This is a genomic window from bacterium (genome assembly GCA_040755795.1).
In the GTDB taxonomy this organism is placed as follows: domain Bacteria; phylum UBA9089; class CG2-30-40-21; order CG2-30-40-21; family SBAY01; genus JBFLXS01.
Map to the genome: position 1 here is coordinate 12,625 of JBFLXS010000012.1, position 18,676 is coordinate 31,300.

The 18,676-nt window shown below is 33.8% G+C and carries 11 protein-coding genes and 1 pseudogene; all 12 read right to left on the minus strand.

Annotated elements, in window-relative coordinates; genetic code table 11:
- Positions 1 to 135: 135 nt before the first annotated feature.
- Positions 136 to 1,434, minus strand: coding sequence for a secretin N-terminal domain-containing protein (locus AB1414_01850; GenBank protein MEW6606184.1), 1,299 nt, complete (start codon positions 1,432 to 1,434; stop codon positions 136 to 138).
- 20 nt (positions 1,435 to 1,454) lie between these two features.
- Positions 1,455 to 2,852, minus strand: a complete 1,398-nt coding sequence (locus tag AB1414_01855; protein ID MEW6606185.1) for a S8 family peptidase — start codon at positions 2,850 to 2,852, stop codon at positions 1,455 to 1,457.
- A gap of 105 nt (positions 2,853 to 2,957) precedes the next feature.
- Positions 2,958 to 3,947 (minus strand): hypothetical protein, encoded by a 990-nt coding sequence (locus tag AB1414_01860; protein ID MEW6606186.1) that lies wholly within the window; start codon positions 3,945 to 3,947, stop codon positions 2,958 to 2,960.
- Positions 3,948 to 3,965: 18 nt separating this feature from the next.
- On the minus strand, positions 3,966 to 4,571 hold the full coding sequence (locus AB1414_01865) for a lytic transglycosylase domain-containing protein (protein MEW6606187.1): 606 nt from the start codon (positions 4,569 to 4,571) through the stop codon (positions 3,966 to 3,968).
- A gap of 69 nt (positions 4,572 to 4,640) precedes the next feature.
- Entirely contained in the window at positions 4,641 to 5,678 is a 1,038-nt protein-coding gene (gene yycI / locus AB1414_01870) for a two-component system regulatory protein YycI (GenBank protein MEW6606188.1), read from the minus strand.
- A 13-nt stretch (positions 5,679 to 5,691) separates the two neighbouring features.
- Positions 5,692 to 8,358: a hypothetical protein gene (locus AB1414_01875; protein ID MEW6606189.1), complete on the minus strand. Its 2,667-nt coding sequence runs from the start codon at positions 8,356 to 8,358 to the stop codon at positions 5,692 to 5,694.
- Positions 8,359 to 8,465: 107 nt separating this feature from the next.
- Positions 8,466 to 9,593: a hypothetical protein gene (locus AB1414_01880; GenBank protein MEW6606190.1), complete on the minus strand. Its 1,128-nt coding sequence runs from the start codon at positions 9,591 to 9,593 to the stop codon at positions 8,466 to 8,468.
- A gap of 29 nt (positions 9,594 to 9,622) precedes the next feature.
- Positions 9,623 to 14,029 carry a PKD domain-containing protein gene (locus AB1414_01885; GenBank protein ID MEW6606191.1) on the minus strand — a complete coding sequence of 1,469 codons (4,407 nt, stop codon included), beginning with the start codon at positions 14,027 to 14,029 and terminating at the stop codon, positions 9,623 to 9,625.
- On the minus strand, positions 14,026 to 15,012 hold the full coding sequence (locus AB1414_01890) for a tetratricopeptide repeat protein (GenBank protein ID MEW6606192.1): 987 nt from the start codon (positions 15,010 to 15,012) through the stop codon (positions 14,026 to 14,028). The genes AB1414_01885 and AB1414_01890 overlap by 4 nt, the downstream gene beginning before the upstream one ends.
- Positions 15,013 to 15,106: 94 nt before the next feature.
- Positions 15,107 to 15,208: pseudogene (locus tag AB1414_01895) on the minus strand (GxxExxY protein).
- 125 nt (positions 15,209 to 15,333) lie between these two features.
- Positions 15,334 to 16,992, minus strand: a complete 1,659-nt coding sequence (locus AB1414_01900; GenBank protein MEW6606193.1) for a hypothetical protein — start codon at positions 16,990 to 16,992, stop codon at positions 15,334 to 15,336.
- Between the two features lie 311 nt (positions 16,993 to 17,303).
- On the minus strand, positions 17,304 to 18,368 hold the full coding sequence (gene cobT / locus AB1414_01905; GenBank protein MEW6606194.1) for a nicotinate-nucleotide--dimethylbenzimidazole phosphoribosyltransferase: 1,065 nt from the start codon (positions 18,366 to 18,368) through the stop codon (positions 17,304 to 17,306).
- Positions 18,369 to 18,676 lie beyond the last annotated feature (308 nt).

Genomic DNA, 18,676 nt, shown 5'->3' on the forward strand with positions numbered 1-18,676 from the left:
TATTTTCAGATTATTTAGTTGGAGTGGTATAATTTTTTATTTCTACCTAATTTCCATCTATTTCTATAAATTTCTACCTATTTCCATCATATTTTTTAGTAATCAAATTAAGCGGATTTATCGGATTAGGAGTTTTCATCTTTTTATATTCTCTTCCATTTTTTTTAATAGTTCTTTATCTTTTTCTGGAAAGTAAATTCCTTCCTTAATGATATAAGGTGTAATAAACATAACAACCTCTCTTGTAAGGTCAACTTTTACAGTTTTAGAAAACAGATATTTTAATAATGGTATCTTTTTAAGAATAGGAATCCCTTTAATGTCTTCTACCTTTTCAGTCTTTCTTAATCCTCCTAATACAAAGGTCTCACCATCTTTAACATTTACTTCTGTGTTCATAGATCTTTGGAAGATTATTGGCATTCCTTTTGGACTCCAGCCTGTAAAATCACTAATTCTTGGAGAAATTCTTAAATTAATGAAATTATCCTGCTGAACAATGGGTAAGACAGATAGATATACCCCAGCCTTGACTGTCATCTCTCTACCAGGAGAATAACTATTATCCGAAGGCGAATAAGGTATTATTTCACTGGCATCAAGATAAGCTAAATTATTATTTTTTGTTATTATCTTTGGTGATGCCAAAACTCTTCCTTCACCATCTCTAATCATTAACTCGATAATATCTGAGATATTAAATCTGGGAGAAATAGTAAAGGAAAATTCTTTACTATCGTGATTAGGTGTATTATCTTCATATTTATATTGGGTTTTCTGATACCTGATTTCTGGGTACATTCTATCCAACCAGCCCATTATATCTAAACCCACCTTCTTATAAAATTCCCAATTTAATTCTAATATAGTAATTTCAATTAAGATATGTTTAATAGGAACATCTAAATTTCTAATTAAGTCCTTAACTTCTTCAATTTTGCTGGGGATATCTGTGATTATTAACCCATTCAAGTCTCCTACTTTAAGTATCTTACCATCTTTAGATAATTTATGTTTTACCAAATCGATTATATGAGAGGCATCTGTATGGTTAAGTAGAATCACACTTGAGACAAAATTACCACCAGCTTTTATCCCTTTAATATCAAATTCTCTAATAATAGGTTCCAAACTCTCTATCATTTCCGGGGTATCAGTAACATATACGATATTATCCTTCTCATTTACATAAACTGAGCCGTATATTGACAACATACTTTCAATGATTGGTTTTAACTCAAGTGCTACTGCATTTTTTAGGGTAAATTTTTGAGTTTTAATCTTACGATATTCCTTTTCAAGACTATAGAATTTTATCTCCTTTGTTTTTTCTAATTCATCCTCTTCTAAGGGAATTTTTTCTGCAGATTGCCCTTCGATTGAGAAAAACATTATGAGCAATAATATTATAGAGAGTCGTTTTTTTATTTTCATAAATAACACCTCTTTTTTTATTAATTTGTTTCTACCAAATAATAGTAGATGAATTTCATAATATAATCTGGTACGCTCAGTCTTGGGAAGTAACCCATACAATTTGCCGCATTGAGTCTCCCGCCAGATTTAACTTTTTCCTTAAATTCAGGTAAAGGATCAACTCTATCTAATATAGTTTCAATTATATCCCTTTGGTTGATAGTTAGGTTTTGAGATAGCATTAAGCCCACGACTCCTGTTGTATGCGGAGCAGCCATAGATGTTCCGCTAAGGTATCTATATTCATTTCCAAATTTTGTACTTATGATATTAACCCCAGGAGCAGTCAAATCTACAGATGTTTTTCCATAATTTGAAAACCAAGCAAGTTTATCATTGTGGTCACTTGCAGCGACTGAAATTATATTTGGTAAATCATATCCTGCTGGATAAAAACCAATAGATCTACCTCTTATTTTAGGAGGATTATCCAAATCCATTCTAAAGTTCCCTGCTGCTGCGACAAAAATTACACCATTTTTACCTGCATAATCTATCATTTCTTTTAAAGCCTCTGATGGAAATATAGAGCCCCAACTTGCATTAATTACATTGGCTCCCATTTTAATAGCATATTGAATAGCTGGAAGTATATTCGATAAATATGCATATCCATATTTACAGAAAGATTTAAGAGGCATGATTTTTATCTTCCAATTCATCCCTGCAATACCTTGACTATTATCTCCTATTGCACCAATTATTCCTGAAACATGTGTCCCGTGATATATTGGGTAACTATCATCCATTGGGTCATTATCCCAATTGAAAAAATCCCACCCATATACATCATCTACATACCCATTCTCATCATCATCAATACCATTTTTAGGTATTTCACCTTCATTAATCCAAATATTATCTTTTAAATCTATATGATTGTAGTCAATACCAGTGTCTATTACAGCTATTACTATCTCTCTACTTCCTGTATGAAAATCCCAAGCTTCAGGAGCATCTACATCTGCATCCTCTTTACCTTTGGTCTGACCTAAGTTATGCAATCCCCATTGCATATTAAAGAGTGGGTCATCAGGTATCTTATTTAGCCTATATAGGGAATCAGGTTCAACTTCTTTTACAATTCTACTATTCAAAAGTTGCTCTCTAAGATATTTAAATGGGAGCAAAGAACTTACATAACATCTTCTAAATACACTTTGTGAGTCATTTGTCACATCCTCTAACCCTAATTGTATATATAGGTCTTGTAATTTGTTGATCTGTACTTCTTTCAATTCTATAACTATTTTGTGGAAAATTTCCTCAGTATTATCTTGTAACATTTCTGCAAAGAGATAATTATTAAAACTCACCAATAAAATATAAAGCATTATTATTACTTTAATACCTAACAATATATATAATTTACTCATTTAAATACACCTCAATTCCAAATAAATTTCTACCTATTTCTATCATATTTTTTAGTAAGCGGATTAAACGGATTTATCGGATTATTTTTTATCCGTTTTACCTAATCATTCTTTTTTCTTTAGTGAAGATTTCGTAGATTCAACTTGTCGCTTCTCTTTATCTATATCTTCTATTCTGACGATGAAAATATCAGAACCTTCGCCTATCATACCTATAAAAAGTAATTTTTTACTATCAGGTGACCAAGACACTTCTCTCCATATTCTTGGAACATTCTCAATCTTTCTCAATCCACTTCCATCACTATTTATAAGCCACACCTCTCCACTTCCACCAAAGATAGCCATTTTTTTATCCGGAGACCATATTAAACCACAACCTGTATTTTCCATAATTAGTCTACTTGTTCCATCAGGATTTTTTATCCAAAGGTCTATCTTCTTGGGTAATTTTTCCTTACCACTTGCAACTGGTGCTTTTTTTAAAGGAATACCATCCCCTGTAAAATAAAATTTATACTTTGCTTCTAAAGGTGGTGCCTTTCGAGCTTGCTCCATTTCTCTAATCTTACTATGTTTCTCAAAGATAATGGTATGTCCTTCTCCGGGTGCCCAAATTGGTTTGTATTCATCATATGGATCACCACCTAATACTTCTACTTCTTTTGTATTGATATCTATTACGAGGGACCTTCCCGGATCAAACCTATGCCATGAAGTTTGGGAACATAGAATTTTTGTATCATCAGGAGACCATTTTGGAAGTCTATAACTCATTATATCATTAGGGTCAGGAGTAACACATACCCTTTCTGTTCCATCAGCATTCATTATCCAAAGTGTATCCCTGTCTTTTCCTGTTTCTAAAATTCCATTTTCATCCGTATCTTCTCTAAAGATATACGCAATCTTCTTTCCATCATGAGACCAAGTTGCTTCCATCTTCATTGTTTTAGTTATAGTGCCCATTTGAACAGCTCTTATAGGTTTACTTTCTATTTTTTTTTGAACTTCGTTTTTTGCTATACATACTCCTGTGAAAAATAATACTCCAAGAACAATTAATAACAACCTCATTTTTTTATTTTTAAACATTCTAATCACCTCCAATTTTTAATGATCAGCTAACCATTGAGATTCACTATAAGTATAAGGAGCTGTGGGGTATGTCCATGATTTAAGAGGTATCCCTAACCTCTGCTTTATCTGAATTGCATACCTTATTGATTCTTCTGACATTAAGTCATCTCTTACGATATACATCCAAGCATATCTTCTTAGTGTCTGATTAGGACCTAACTCTCCTCCATTATATCCAGCTAGTGCCTTAGCTAATAAATCGATATTATCATCATCACCAACTTGGCAGAAACTAAAAGCAGTCCTCAAGCACGGATTATTCATATATTGAGCGCCTGCTAATAGGTTTCCGTCAGGAGCATATAAATTAGTAGATGCAGGTATATTACCATTGCCATTATATGCTAAACTATTAAATGGCATCATCTGCATAAAGCCTAATGCTCCTTGTGGAGATATAGTAATTCTTCTATTCTGCCAGTGAGTGCCACTTGATTCCTGCTCTATCATACCTCGCAAAAGTTCCTCTTCATCTGTACTATCAGGTGGAATATTTGTAATAATTCCTTCTGGTAGATTAGTGCCATTGGGGTCAGACCGTGAATGTTGAATGTAAAAGGAACTGCTTTCTACATTCAAGGTCTGACTCTACTAATCCCCTACTAATCCAATAAACAACATTTTTTTGAGCATCATCCTTCCTCCTTCTTATTCCTCAATTTCTACGTTTGCTAAACGATATTTAATTTGATAGGGAAAAGGTTTTTCCCATGGACACATAATAAATTCTTTTGTATAGGCATTGATATAAACATACTGATATTCCCCTGGCATCGTCATATGTTCACATTTAAACCTCCAGTATGGAACTAATACTTGAATTTTTCTCTCTGATGTAGGCCAGCAATGATAGTGATAAACAATATCTATATTAGTTATTTTGTATCCATTATAACTAATGACTTTATAACTGTTATCCACTGCTGCTAATAAAGCCTCTGATGGAGAGATGATATTTTGTCTCCCTTCTTCTTTAAAACCAAGAACCTTCCGCCACCGCCTATGGAATATTACTATCCCTTTATAATTTACGCTAGCTTCAATATAATCTCCGCCATATTTTGGATCATCTAAGATAACAATATCCTTGGATTTATGCATATAATGAAATTTTAATCCATATACAGTCGAATCGATAACATGAGAAGTTAATGTTATAGTTCCCTTCTGTGCTATTTCCTCAATTAATAGCTCCGCATCCTTTTGTACTCCTTCTCCATATTCATTGATAAATCCTTCTACCATCTTCTGTGCTTCCTCTTTACTAAATGGTAGTGGCTTATCAAAGGTATTTGTCCCCATTACATAACTAAAACTACCATCAGCACGATAGAAAAGAATTTTATTCTCTTTTCTCCCCTTATACCTCCCGGGTGAATATTCAACTACTGTATTTGAAAGGGTGCCAAAAAATTTCTCCGCCATTTTCCTATAGTCATATTCCTCTTTTTCTACTATTAAAGGTGCTCCTGTGAAATTGAACACTGAAGGAATCTTACATTCAAGTCTGACATCGGCTATAGGTACATATTTCTTTTGGCGATGTGCTAAATCGTATCTATATTCTCTCCCGTGTTTATCTATATATAATTCCCCTCCCTCCTTTATTATCCTTTTATCTTTACAGCCACTGATGAAAATGAAAATAAAAATCACTACTATAAAAAGAATATTTTTAAAATTCATCTTCCATATCTCCTTACTTCCAATGATTGATCAATTCTCCAGTATAAGCATTAACATACAAGTATACTTCCTGATCAATCTCAATCCGCCATACTGGTATTAATTCTTGTTGTGCTTTTATAGAAGGTTTGCCATAATACGCTAAATCTATATTTGTTACTGAATAGTTCTCTGGTACCTTCCAAACCTTATTTTTATTTGCTAAGGCAACATTTAATGCTTTCTCTGCAGAGATGATTTGTCTTTTTTGTTCTTTTGTAGTACCAAATCCCATCGGCTTTCGCCAGCATTTATAATAATATTTTACTTCATCATCCTTTACTAAAACCCTGATACTATCAGAATCCCCTGCAATTGGAATACCTTTATATTTATGGTTGTATTCAAACATGTATCCCTCTACTATTTCATTTTTAATCCCTTCATTTAAGTCAAGGTCAGCCACCTTCATAGCAGTTATTGAGGCTAACTCAGCATCTTCAGGCAACCCTCCACCTTGTGTTTTAATAAATTCATCTGCTTTCTGTTTAGCTTCCTCTGCTGAAAAAGACAAAGCCTTTTCTTTGCCATCTATACCTTTATTCATAACCAGTATACCTGTATCAAAAGATTTAACGCTACTTGATAGAAAAGATGACTTATTCGCTTTCGTTAATTCTTCCTTTTGAACTATAAGAGGCGCTACCTGAGATTTTATGGTCGGGATTGGAACTAATATTTTAGCCCTTCCATTATCTTTTGTCGTATATATTCTTTTTAAGGAAGATTTAAATGGGTAAATATCCGTCTCTTCATCCATATACCAATACTTTAATTGAGGGGCTTGATTCAAAGATACATCATTCGTAATTGGTGGATTTGAAAGGGTATCATTTTGATTTTGAGCATGCATTATAATAGCATAATTTGCATATGTCCCTGTCCCTTCTTCAGGATCATACCAATTTACTTGTTTCCACGCATCCTTCATACTCATTCCTTTGTTACATTTATCCAGAAATCTTCTAACAATCTCCACATCTATTCCTCCCCCTGGTGCACTACCATGGTACCCAAACAACCCATGAGCAGGATTAGGATAGCCACATAAAGTCTTAGCCCATGCCAAGCCACATACATCTTTTTCTCCTTCTGTATGACAGTCAAGTATACTACAAAGTCCAAAGATGACCCATTCTGTATCAGCATCCCACGCTGATGTTGTATAATATTTATTATTTGGAATAGTAAGGTCTATTTCTATTCCAATATCCCTTGCATAACAAAAGGATTCATAATCCCCATCTCCATCAAGGTCTAATGCAATACTTCCATCCCTGTAACCATCTCCTGAAAAATAGAGAATATCAGCCTGGATATTATCTTGTCCCTTACTCTGTTCCTTGATAAAATTTATATTAAAATCTTTACCCCATTTATCTCCTCTACTTATCCAAGGAGGAGTATCACTTTCCATTATGTCTTTAAACTTCTTTGCATCAAGACAAGTATGTTCACCAGTTTCTGCAGATGCCCAATCTCCTGTAGCAAAATCTTTATCACTTTCTCTCTTCTGAACTTTTATTCCACCTTTTTTAACCGCCTTTTTCTGTTGTGTAGTAGAAACCGCCTTTTTTGATGGAGGAATCCCTGCTATAATTTCAATATCATATACCCCATCTGTAACAAAACCGCCTGTATCCTGTCTATGTCCATCCCATTTAAAAAATGGGTCCCAAAGAGTAATTGAAGGTTGAGGATTAGAATTAATCTCTTCAAAAATTAACTCTCCATTTGATGTGTATATTTTTAGTGTAACACTTTCACATGACTCTTTTAGATAATATTTGATAAGTGCATAGGTAAAATTGATTCCTTCAGGATTTATTACATCTGGATCAATATGTTTAATATACAGGAATGGTTCTTGGGTAGTAACCATTATTTCGTACGGTGAACTTTCATTGCCACTCGTATCTTTAGCTGTTATTTTGTAAGTATAGTCTGTTGCTGGCTGTAATTCCTTATCAGTATAATAATTATGATATTTATCACTTGTAATAAAGATTGGTGTTGGACCTGCATCATTTCGATATATCCTATACTGACTCCAATCAAGTTCTGTATTTTGAGTCCAGGCTAATTCTATTTCTGTTTCCTTGGGTGTTATAGAAGTAATAGTCGGTCTTGCAGGTGGGGTGGTATCTGGTGGAGGAGTTACATACGGTGTAGCGTAGGATTCATTCGATGCATCACTTTCTATGCCAAACTCACTTTCTGCCTTGATATAGTAATAATAGGTAGTGTCTGGTATTACATCCGTATCATCATAATAGGTATCTTTAACCAATGATGCAATTTTAGTATAATTTCCTCCTGCTGGCTTGCGATATACATTGTATCCTGCTACTGTATCTATACTCCCTATCCAGCCTAAATAAACTATATTCTCTCCTCCAATAGCAGATAATCCCCACGGTGGCTCTGGTTTAGTTAAATCCTCTGGTATCTCAGAGTTTATTTGAGATAATTCACTTTCATTCTCTGAGGTATCTACGGCTGATACTCGATAGTAATAGCTCTGACCTGCGGTTAAATCATATACCTCTAAACTATTTGTTGTTGGCTCATAATAATATTCATAGACATCCTTTGATACATTAGGTGAGGTGGATTCATATACACGATTCGAATTTCCCATCTTTAACTCCTTTTATTTTTAGTAATCGAATCAAACGAATTAAGCTCATATTTAGTACAACGAATTAAGCTCATATTTAGTACACTGATTGCACAAATTTATCAAATTTAATATTCAGATAATACAACTCCTACTGGAGGACCCATGTCTATAGGAATATAAGTAACTTGCTTAGATTCGGTATCTAAAATTACCACATATCCTGAACTTTTACTCATTCCACCAGTTCCACTACAAAGTAATATTAGATATTTTCCATCTTGAGTAATAGTAGATTTCCAAACTCCTCCTATTACATCATCTCCTTTAATTGGAATAGTAGTTAAAGTTTTAAGAGTTAAAGTATCAAATATTTTAATTTCTCTTTTCTTGTCTAAATATTTTAATAGATAAGTTTGCCTACCATCTGGAGAAAAGGCTAAACTCTTAGATAAATCAATTTCTGAAGATTTAACAAGTTTATTTATCATAGTACCAGGGTCTGTCTCTAACAGAAAAAACTTTTCTCTTTCTTCTTTTGAGTTAAATTTATTCTCCATTAGGAGAAACTTTTCACTATTGGGAACTCTTAAAAGTAATTTAAGAAATTTTGTTAATTTGCCACTTTTAATACATTTATTAGTTATTGTATCTATAATATCAATATTTCCATTGGCATGTTTAAGATACATGTATTTTTCATCAGGTGATATACCTTCACAGCCATATATTTTAGAGAATCTCTTAATATCTGTAATTTGATTTGCTTCATCAAATTCACATAGTATATGTTTTTCCGATGAAAAATTTTCCTCACTACCTGCGAGATATAATTTCCTCTTGCTCGGGATGGATACAAATTCATAAGGGTCATAAATATCTACTGATATACTTTTTATTATTTTCATAGTTTTTATATCAAAAATTAAGAACTCAGTTTTTAAAGAACCGAAATATTTTCCTTTACCAAGAGCAAGGCATATATAATCTACATCAGAACTTATCCTAAATAAATCAAAAGTATGTCCTTTTTCCTCAAAGGTACTTGTATGTATCCTTTTTTCATCTACTATCTTCTTCCCATCAAGGTCTATTTTATAAATAGTAGCATGTGTCCTTTCTTGTAAACCACCAGCAGCAACATAAGTAAAGTGTTTTTTTTGGGTACTAATAGAATCTTTTCCAGCAAAACATAGAAAACTTACTCCTACTCCCATTACTACACAGCATATGAGAATACATTTTAGAGTTTTCATAAATTCATCCCTCCTCAAATTTTAAAATTTTATTGCCAAGGTTTATTAGATTCATAATTCTTGACTGTTTTGACATACTCATCAGTAGCTATCTTTGTATCAAATTCATCTGATTTAACATTTCTCATTGCACTTATTCCCCATTTATAGCCGTAAGTAGCTGCATCTACTCGTTGGGATTCATTCCAATTTTCCCTCTGGTCTTGGGTTTGACTTTGATAAGTATAATTAAAAATATCTACTCCAGCAGCTATATTATAATCCCATTGCCATGCCATTCGATTATAGTCATTATGAGCGATGTGGGAGTTTTCATGCCAATAAAGTTCTATAATTTGCATTACCCCCCTTGCTGAAGAACTTTGATTTTGAAGTGGTTGTCCTCCCCTAAATTGAGTCCAATTAGTTTCTGTCCAGGCAATAGCTCTTAATCTATCTGATGGAAACTGAGGATTCATAGTTGCTCTATTTGGATTTGTTCCTATTATACTTCCAGTTATCGAATTTGTTGCTGTCTGACGATGTGTAAATAAAGCTGTAATCATAAGTCTTCCACCTGTGTTAAATCTTGTATTAAATGGATTGGTAAAGCCTGTTACAGTGCCTTGATAAGTATGATATGTAGCTTGCCACTTTAATTTTAATTCCCAATTAATTGTTGGGTTAAGTACTATATTACCACCTTCATCTGTGCCTATTGCTTGACATTTAATTTGGTATGTTTCTACAGGATTTACTCCTAAGGAAAATCTACTATTATTACTTGGTGAAGTTATTACTACTACCGGTCTACCAACTGATACCTCTACCGTTCTATTTCTTCTATCTTCCCTTCTTACTGGTTGTCGAAGTTGTCTCCTTTTTGTTGGTGATAAGGTTGCTATTATCTTTACATCATAATGACCATTATCTACCCATTCTGAAGTTCCTTGCTTATGTCCATCCCACCTGAATGTAGGGTCAAAGGCAGTAGTAGAAACCTCAGGTTGGGAATCTACTGCATTAAATATTAATTCACCACTATCAGAATTATATATCTCTAATGTTACACATTCACACTCTTCCCTTAAATAATAGGTTATATCCACATAATTAGTAGGAATTTCTGCATATGGGTCGATTATATTTGGATTGATACTCTTGATATAAATAAATTGAGGTTGAGTTTTACACTCTACCTCATAAGCATCACTCTCATTAAGACTTATATCCCTTGCGGTCATCTTATATTTATAAGTTGTATCTGGTTGTAGTCCATAATCAGCATAATAATTATGACCTCTATCAGTAATATTATCTACCTCCTCCCAGGTAGAGTCAATCAATTTATAAACATGATAACTGGCCCAATCACCCTCTGTACTCTTACTCCAAACCAAATCTATCTCTGTTTCTTTCTCAGTAATATCAGTAACAGTCGGTCTTGCAGGTGGGGTGGTATCTAGTGGGGGAGTTACATACGGTGTAGCGTAGGATTCATTCGATGCATCACTTTCTATGCCAAACTCACTTTCTGCCTTGATATAGTAATAATAGGTAGTATCTGCTATTACATCCGTATCATCATAATAGGTATCTTTGACCAATGAGGCAATTTTAGTATAATTTCCTCCTGCTGGCTTGCGATATACATTGTATCCTGCTACTGTATCTATACTCCCTATCCAGCCTAAATAAACTATATTCTCTCCTCCAATAGCAGATAATCCCCACGGTGGCCCTGGTTTAGTTAAATCCTCTGGTATCTCAGAGTTTATTTGAGATAATTCACTCTCATTGCCTGAGGTATCTACTGCGGTTATACCATAATAATATCTTTGTCCTGAAGTTAATTGATATGCAGTAAATGAGGTATTAGTAATATTATATGCTAACCCATCATATTTATAATAATAACTCTCCTTAGTTGGCATACCTGTATCTCCTTCATAAACATTGTAGTAACTCACATCATTATCAGGAGGTGCGGTCCATGATAGATCAAGTTCACTGCCATTACCTGGGTCATTAATCTGTAAATTAGTAGGAGGAAAAGGAGGGATAATATCTACTGGTGATAGTGGAGTAGCACTTACCTTATCTGATGCCTCTGATTCATTCCATGAATTATCTATGGCCGTAACTATAAAATAATATGGCTCTAATTTAACTAAGTTCTCAAATGTATAAGAGGTTAGACTTTTATCAACAAAAATACAATAATCAAAATTATAAGGAGTAATATACTCATCATCCTTTATATGCACACAATAGCAATTTAAATCTAAGTCAGGATTAGGATTCCAGGATACTGTAATTTGTAGAACATCTGGAGAAGCCTGTACTCCGGTAGGTTTACCCGGAGCAGTAGCATCTAATACTACTACCTGTATAATGTCTGTACCTGGATTACCCGCACCATCTTCAACATATAATTTAGTGGTATATGTCCCTGGATCCCAGAAAGTCCATGAGACTATCATTCCTTCTTCATCATAATATCCATCATTTTCAAAGTCCCATTTATATACTACTATTTCAAAATTATCATAAGATGCACTACCATCAAACCGGACTGTTTCTTCTTCATATACCCATTTATCATAACCGGCATCTGCTATTGGCGGTTGTCTATCAACTATTATTACTTGTGGTAAAGTACAGGTACCCATATTCCCGGCGGCATCTTGAGCCCTGTACCAGCAATATTTCTCACCATCTGTATCATAATAATGAGAAATAGAAGTAGTAGAGATAGGGATTTCAATCCAGGTACCACCGTCACCCCAGTAATCTGCTGTCCAATTTATCCATGTTTTAATCACTCCAACATTATCATCATTCCATAAAGTAGCATAGATAGTCCCATCATTATCATACTTCGTATCCGTATCTGGCTCATCTCCTAAACTCACTACCCATGCCTTTGGCAGGGTAATATCCCTTACTGTTACCTTTAAGATATCAGTATCAATATTACTGGCATAATCTGTTACACGAAGTCTTGCAGTATAAATTCCCGGCTCATCATAAGTATGATAAATAATAGATGTAAGAAATGTCAAATCATCATACTCACCATCATTTTCCCAATCCCATTCGTATTTATAGATACCAATATTATCAGTTGAGCCACTGGCATCAAATTCTGTTGAAGTATCCTCATTAATTTCTTTATCATTTCCTGCCTTTGCTGTAGGTGGAGTCTTATCTATGGTGATATAATCATAAGTTTTGTTTTCATTCCCTGCTTTATCTTGAACTCTGTACCAGCAATATCTTTCACCCTCTCCAATATAAACATACCACTCAGATTTATCTGAAGGTGATATTTCTGTCCAGGTACCACCATTACCAGATACATCTGCGGTCCAATTTATCCATGTCTTACTAACCCCAGAGCCATAATCCCAGTTATCTAATGAAGCATATACCCGCCCATCATTGTCATACCAATTATTCCCACCTTCTTCATCACCTAATACTACACTACAACCCGGCCTGGTATTATCAACTTTAACAGATATTTTTGTATAAGTAGAATTACCAGCTTTATCACCGGTATTATAGGATATATCATACTTACCATCTGAATAGTTAGTAGTATCCCAATAATATGGATTATCATAGGTATCAATGATATCACCAATAGAAATATAATAAGGGCGGAAATCAGGAAGATCAGATAAATCATCTTTAGCTTCAAAGCTTACCGTACCCTGTCCTTTAAGAAAAGCACCATCTTTGGGTTCGTGATTGGTTATCTCAGGGGCAACCGTATCAATTTGACAATAATCATCATCAACCCAATCTGACCAATTACCTGCATTATCTTTTGCCTTAAATCTAAATTCATACTTCTTTTTATGTTCAGCATTAGTATAAGTATAATTCGAAGTAGTATATGCTTCAAACTTCCAATCAGCATCATTAATCTGCACCTGTAACTCTCCAGTATTAACACCTGATTCAGCATCAGAAACACTGATTTTAATAGTGAGGGAAGTGGAGTTTTGCCAGCCATTTGGCTGGTCGAAGGTGTTGATTGTTGGAGGAGTAGTGTCCCACGGATAACTACCATAACATCGATACTTTTCTGAACTACCACCTTTATAGCTATACACTCTGATTACATAAGATTTATTGATAGAGGAATAATAAGAGATATATTCATCAGTTGTACCTGTATTTAATGAAGCAGCCAAATAATCATCCTCGTATGGATTTTCAGACATATCTTCAAAGGAATTGTATAGAAAAAGGTCATAATCTGTACCATTTGGAATATTAGTTAACTTTATGATGATATTCCCAGAGAAATTGGTAGTGACTTTATAATAATTAGATGCTCCTTTAAATGGAAGTGTATCTGAATAATCAAAATTAGCTGAGTAAACCTCTGTACTAATTATTAAAATAGTAAATACACTAATTAGAATTAAATTTGCCTTGTTCATTTTGCCTTTTCCCTTGGTTTTACTTTTAATTCTCCAGCTCTTATCTTCTTCTCAAACTCTGGTAGTTCGTCATAAGAAAGTTTACGAACCCCAAGCTCTATATTCTTAGGACTTTTTTCAATCTGTTCTAATAAACCTAAATCTTCTTGTATCTTACTCATCTCCTTAGCCGCTTTATCTAATACAGGTGAACTTCGAGAATCCATTAATTCTTCAAGCACTTTTAGTGCCTCCTGCAATTTCCCTTCTTCTTTTAACTCAAGTGCCTTATCAAATAATTCTTGTTGATGTTGAATAGTCCTTTCATACCATTCTTTTTGTATTTGTTTCCTTTTCTCATCAGATATTTTAAAATGAGGAATGGGTTCAGGCTCTGGTTTAGGTGTAAGTATTCTTTGTATTTTTTCGATAGCCATTTCTGCCTCTTTTGCTAATTTACTATCTGCTTGGGCGGTATCTACTACTTTCTGAAAGCAGGCTAATGCCTCTTTAAAGTTTCTTTCACGATAATATTTAATTCCTAAATTAAATTGATAATTTGGGTAATATTCTTTAGGTATTTCAATCTGAGGAGTAGGTTTAGGTTGAGATAATAAAGCATTTTTTCTTTTTTCTTCATTAATCTTATCAATCATAAATTTAGATTGATTAGATGCTTTAGTATCTGGATATTTTTTGATAATTGATTCAAAAATTTGTATAGCCTCGTCGTATTTTTTTTGATTAGCAAATTTTATCCCGTTGACCAGTTCTATTTCTGGCTTTGGGGATAATGGTTTTTCAATCCTTTGTTTTTTTAGTTCTTCAATCTCCTTCTTTGCCCCTTGCTCTATGCTCTTAGCTCCATGCTCTCTGCTCCTTGCTTTATCCATCATTACTTCCTTTTCATCTATACTTAACAATTTATCTTTTTCCGCCCAGGTTATATTAAAGCAAGTAATCAAAGTTAGTATTAAAACTAAAACAATAATTTTTTTAGTCATTTTTTTCTTCACCTCCATGATTTAGTTTTACTCGATATTCAAGTTTTTTAAGATTAAGTGGCTTATCCTTTTTTAACCGCAAAGAACGCAAAGATTATAGGTTGTTCACCACCCTTTTAATTCCTTCCTTGAGTCTTAATACATTGAAATTTATAAGCAATCCTAATTTACAATTTGACAATTTTAAATAAGTTAAATAGACCTATTCCCTTCCTTTGCGTCCTTTAAAAAACTTGAACATTGAGTAATCAGTAATCAGTAAATCGGCAACAGTTTTCTCCTCACCGATTACTTGATTACCGATAATCGAACATCTGTCTCTTATATCTCTTCTAACTCCTCTAATAACAACTTGTTAGAGGCATTTAATCTTTTTATTCGCTTAATATATTTTTGCCAGGTATGTTCCTGATTTAACTCTTGATATATTTTTTTCACCTGCTGACAATATTCCTTCGCTATCTTATAATCATCTTTTCGTCTTAAACCTATGTAGTAACTAATGAGTCTTTTAAATAATCTAATTGCTTGGGCTGGTTTTTTAGTCATTGCTTGTTGGGCAACATTTTTTATATCGGTTACCCGTTGATTGGGCAGCAACGCAATTTTAATCGCTGAATCAATATCATTCTCATAAAGAAGTATTTCTATAAGAAGTGGATATTTTTTTGCCTTTCCTAAAAATAATAAAAGGCTATTTCTAATCTCCTGCCATTGCTTCAATTCACCAAACAAAGCCTTCATTTTTTTGTAGGATTCTAAGTCATCTTGCTCTTTGAAAATATCAAAATGGAGATTTAACGCCTCATCACGCATATTTGCCTTTTCATACAAGCTAACTAATTTCTTTTTTAAAATTATCCGTGGGTATTTTTCATATTTATCAATTGCCTTTTGATACCATTGAATTGCCTCATTTATCTTTCCTGATTGTTGTAATTTATCACATAATCGAATACAGTTTTTCCAATTATCAAGGTTATTCATACAAACTTCAAGGTATCTATCATTATCACCCTTCTTATTATAAAGTTCTAACAAAAATTCTATTATATCTTCTTTCAGGTTATCTTGTTTTAATTCAGAAAGTTTTGTTAATAATATTCGCTCTAAAGTAACATAATTATCTTGCGTCTGGCATTGTTTTATAACCAATTCTAAAATAGATGTGGCAAATCCACCTTTATCGCTGAGATAAAGTTCAATAAAATCATTAAAAAATAGTTGTTTTTGGGGGATGGTGAATTTTAAACAATCATCAAGGCATTCCTCAATGAATTCAGCAAACAAACCGTCTATATCATAAGTTTTTTTATAATTATGGATAGATTGGTGGATAATAGATTGTAATATTTTCAATCTCATTTGAGGCTCATAATTCTTTGTCGTATTCCTAATTTCTTTCAATTTAGTTAAAAGGTTACAAAGTTGTTGATAACTTTGTATTTCAAATTCCAACGGCAGAATTGCCTGTTCACCATATCTTCTATTCTCACTTACCTTTTCAGGAATATCAAGATTTAAGGTAGAAATTAAAGAGGGTTCTTTTTTAATCATTTTTAACAACAAATCTATCAATTCTTCTTTTCTCTTCCTGCCAAGCGATGCTTCAATCTTTCTAATTTCTTTAAATTTTTCTTTTGATTTTAGCCAGGCATACAAAAGTGCGGTTGTATGTCTACAGAATGGTTCTTCAGATGGGCAATTACAGGAGGCATTCAATTTATTATTTTTTATCTCAACCGACGCAATGTAATTTGACAACCCACTTCCGATTATTTCACCTCGAAGGGTTTGGTCAAAGACAATACTATTAATCACCTTCCCTTCAGTGAAGAAGGCTAATCCTCTGGCTAAAGTAGCAGAAGTTGCAAGTTTTTTCATTATTCGCTCATTTATATCTAATAAACTTGTTACTTCCATATTCAATCCTTTACCAATGACTAATGGTAACCGTTCAGGATATAGCCACAGAGTCACAGAGAACACAGAGGGAATATAGCAGTTATTAGTCAAAATTTTACTCAGAGTGGATAAGGAAAAAATCCCAAATTCCAAGCACCAAATCTCAAATAAGCACCAAATTCCAAGTCCTAAATACCAAACTATGGGGGGTAATGTTTTGAATTTTGGTCATTCGAATTTGTTTGGAATTTGGAATTTGTGATTTGGAATTTCATAGCCATATCTATGTTAAATTTCGATTAATAAGTGCTATAATTCGTGTGCATTTGTGGCTAATTTCTCTAATTCTCTGTGAACTCTGTGCCTCTGTGGCTGAACGCTTACGACTAATGACTGCTCTCTCTCGACACCTGTGCTTGTTCAAATGTTGCCATTTGGGTAAGTATCTTAACGCCTGCTTCGACTAAACTCATGGCTAATGCGGCGCCCGTTCCTTCTCCTAATCTTAACTCCAGGTTTAAGAGGGGTTTCAGTCCTATAAATTCTAAAATTACCTGGTGTCCTTTTTCTACTGAGGTATGCCCGGCAATCATATAATCTTTAATTTCTGGTTTCAGGGTATAGGCAATGAGAGCGGCGGCACCTGAAATAAATCCATCAATGACGATTGGAATTCTATTCCCCGCGGCGGCTAAAAGAACACCAACCAACCCGCCAATTTCAAATCCACCTAATTTTGATAAAACATCCAATCCGTTCTTTGGATTTGGATTATTAAATTCAATGGCTTTTTTAATCGTTTCTATTTTCCTTTTTAACATCTCATCATCAATTCCAGTTCCTTTACCAGTAACATTTTTTACTGGCTGTTTAGTAATCGCGGCGACAATAGCCGAAGAAGGGGTAGTATTTCCTATCCCCATATCTCCGGTGCCAACAATGTCTATACCTGAATTAGTCAATTCTGATTCAAAAACCTCTACTCCAGCCATAATTGAGTTAATAGTTTGGCGGTAGCTCATCGCCGGATGTTTGGTTATATTTTTAGTTCCATACCCAATCTTTTTAATGACAAGTTCTGGCACTGGTTCTAAATCTGCGGCAACACCCATATCCACAACGATTACCTTTGCCCCAACATGTTTAGCCAGAACATTTATTCCTGCTCCACCACGAATGAAATTATAAACCATTTGAGGAGTTACTTCCTGGGGAAACAAACTAACCCCCTCTTCACAAACTCCATGGTCTCCAGCCATAGTAAAAATAACCTTTTTGGAAAGGTCAGGATTCTTTTTGCCAGTAATAGCCACCACAACTCTTGCTAATTCCTCCAATCTACCAAGACTATTCTTAGGCTTTGTTAAATTATCCAATCTACTTTGTGTCTCTTTAAAAGAATTTTTATCAATAGGTTTAATATTTTCCAATAATTTTTCTATTTTTTGCATTTTCCCTTCACTCCCATATTAAAAATTTAATATGTGAACTTCGTTAATTTAACGAAAATAATTTTTGTAACTATTCACCGCTAGTGTCGTGTTGAGTAAGTTTTGCACGGGGCATCATCAGGTTTCGTAACCTGCAAACGGATAATTGGTAACTGGTAATTGGTAACTGGTAACTGGTAATTGGTAATTGGTAACTGGTAATTGGTTAAATAGTTTCGTCCTGAGCTCAGCCGGTAATCCCTCAGTTATCAGTGGTAAAAACTAAATAGAAATTTTCTCTCGCAAAGACGCAAAGTTCGCAAAGATTA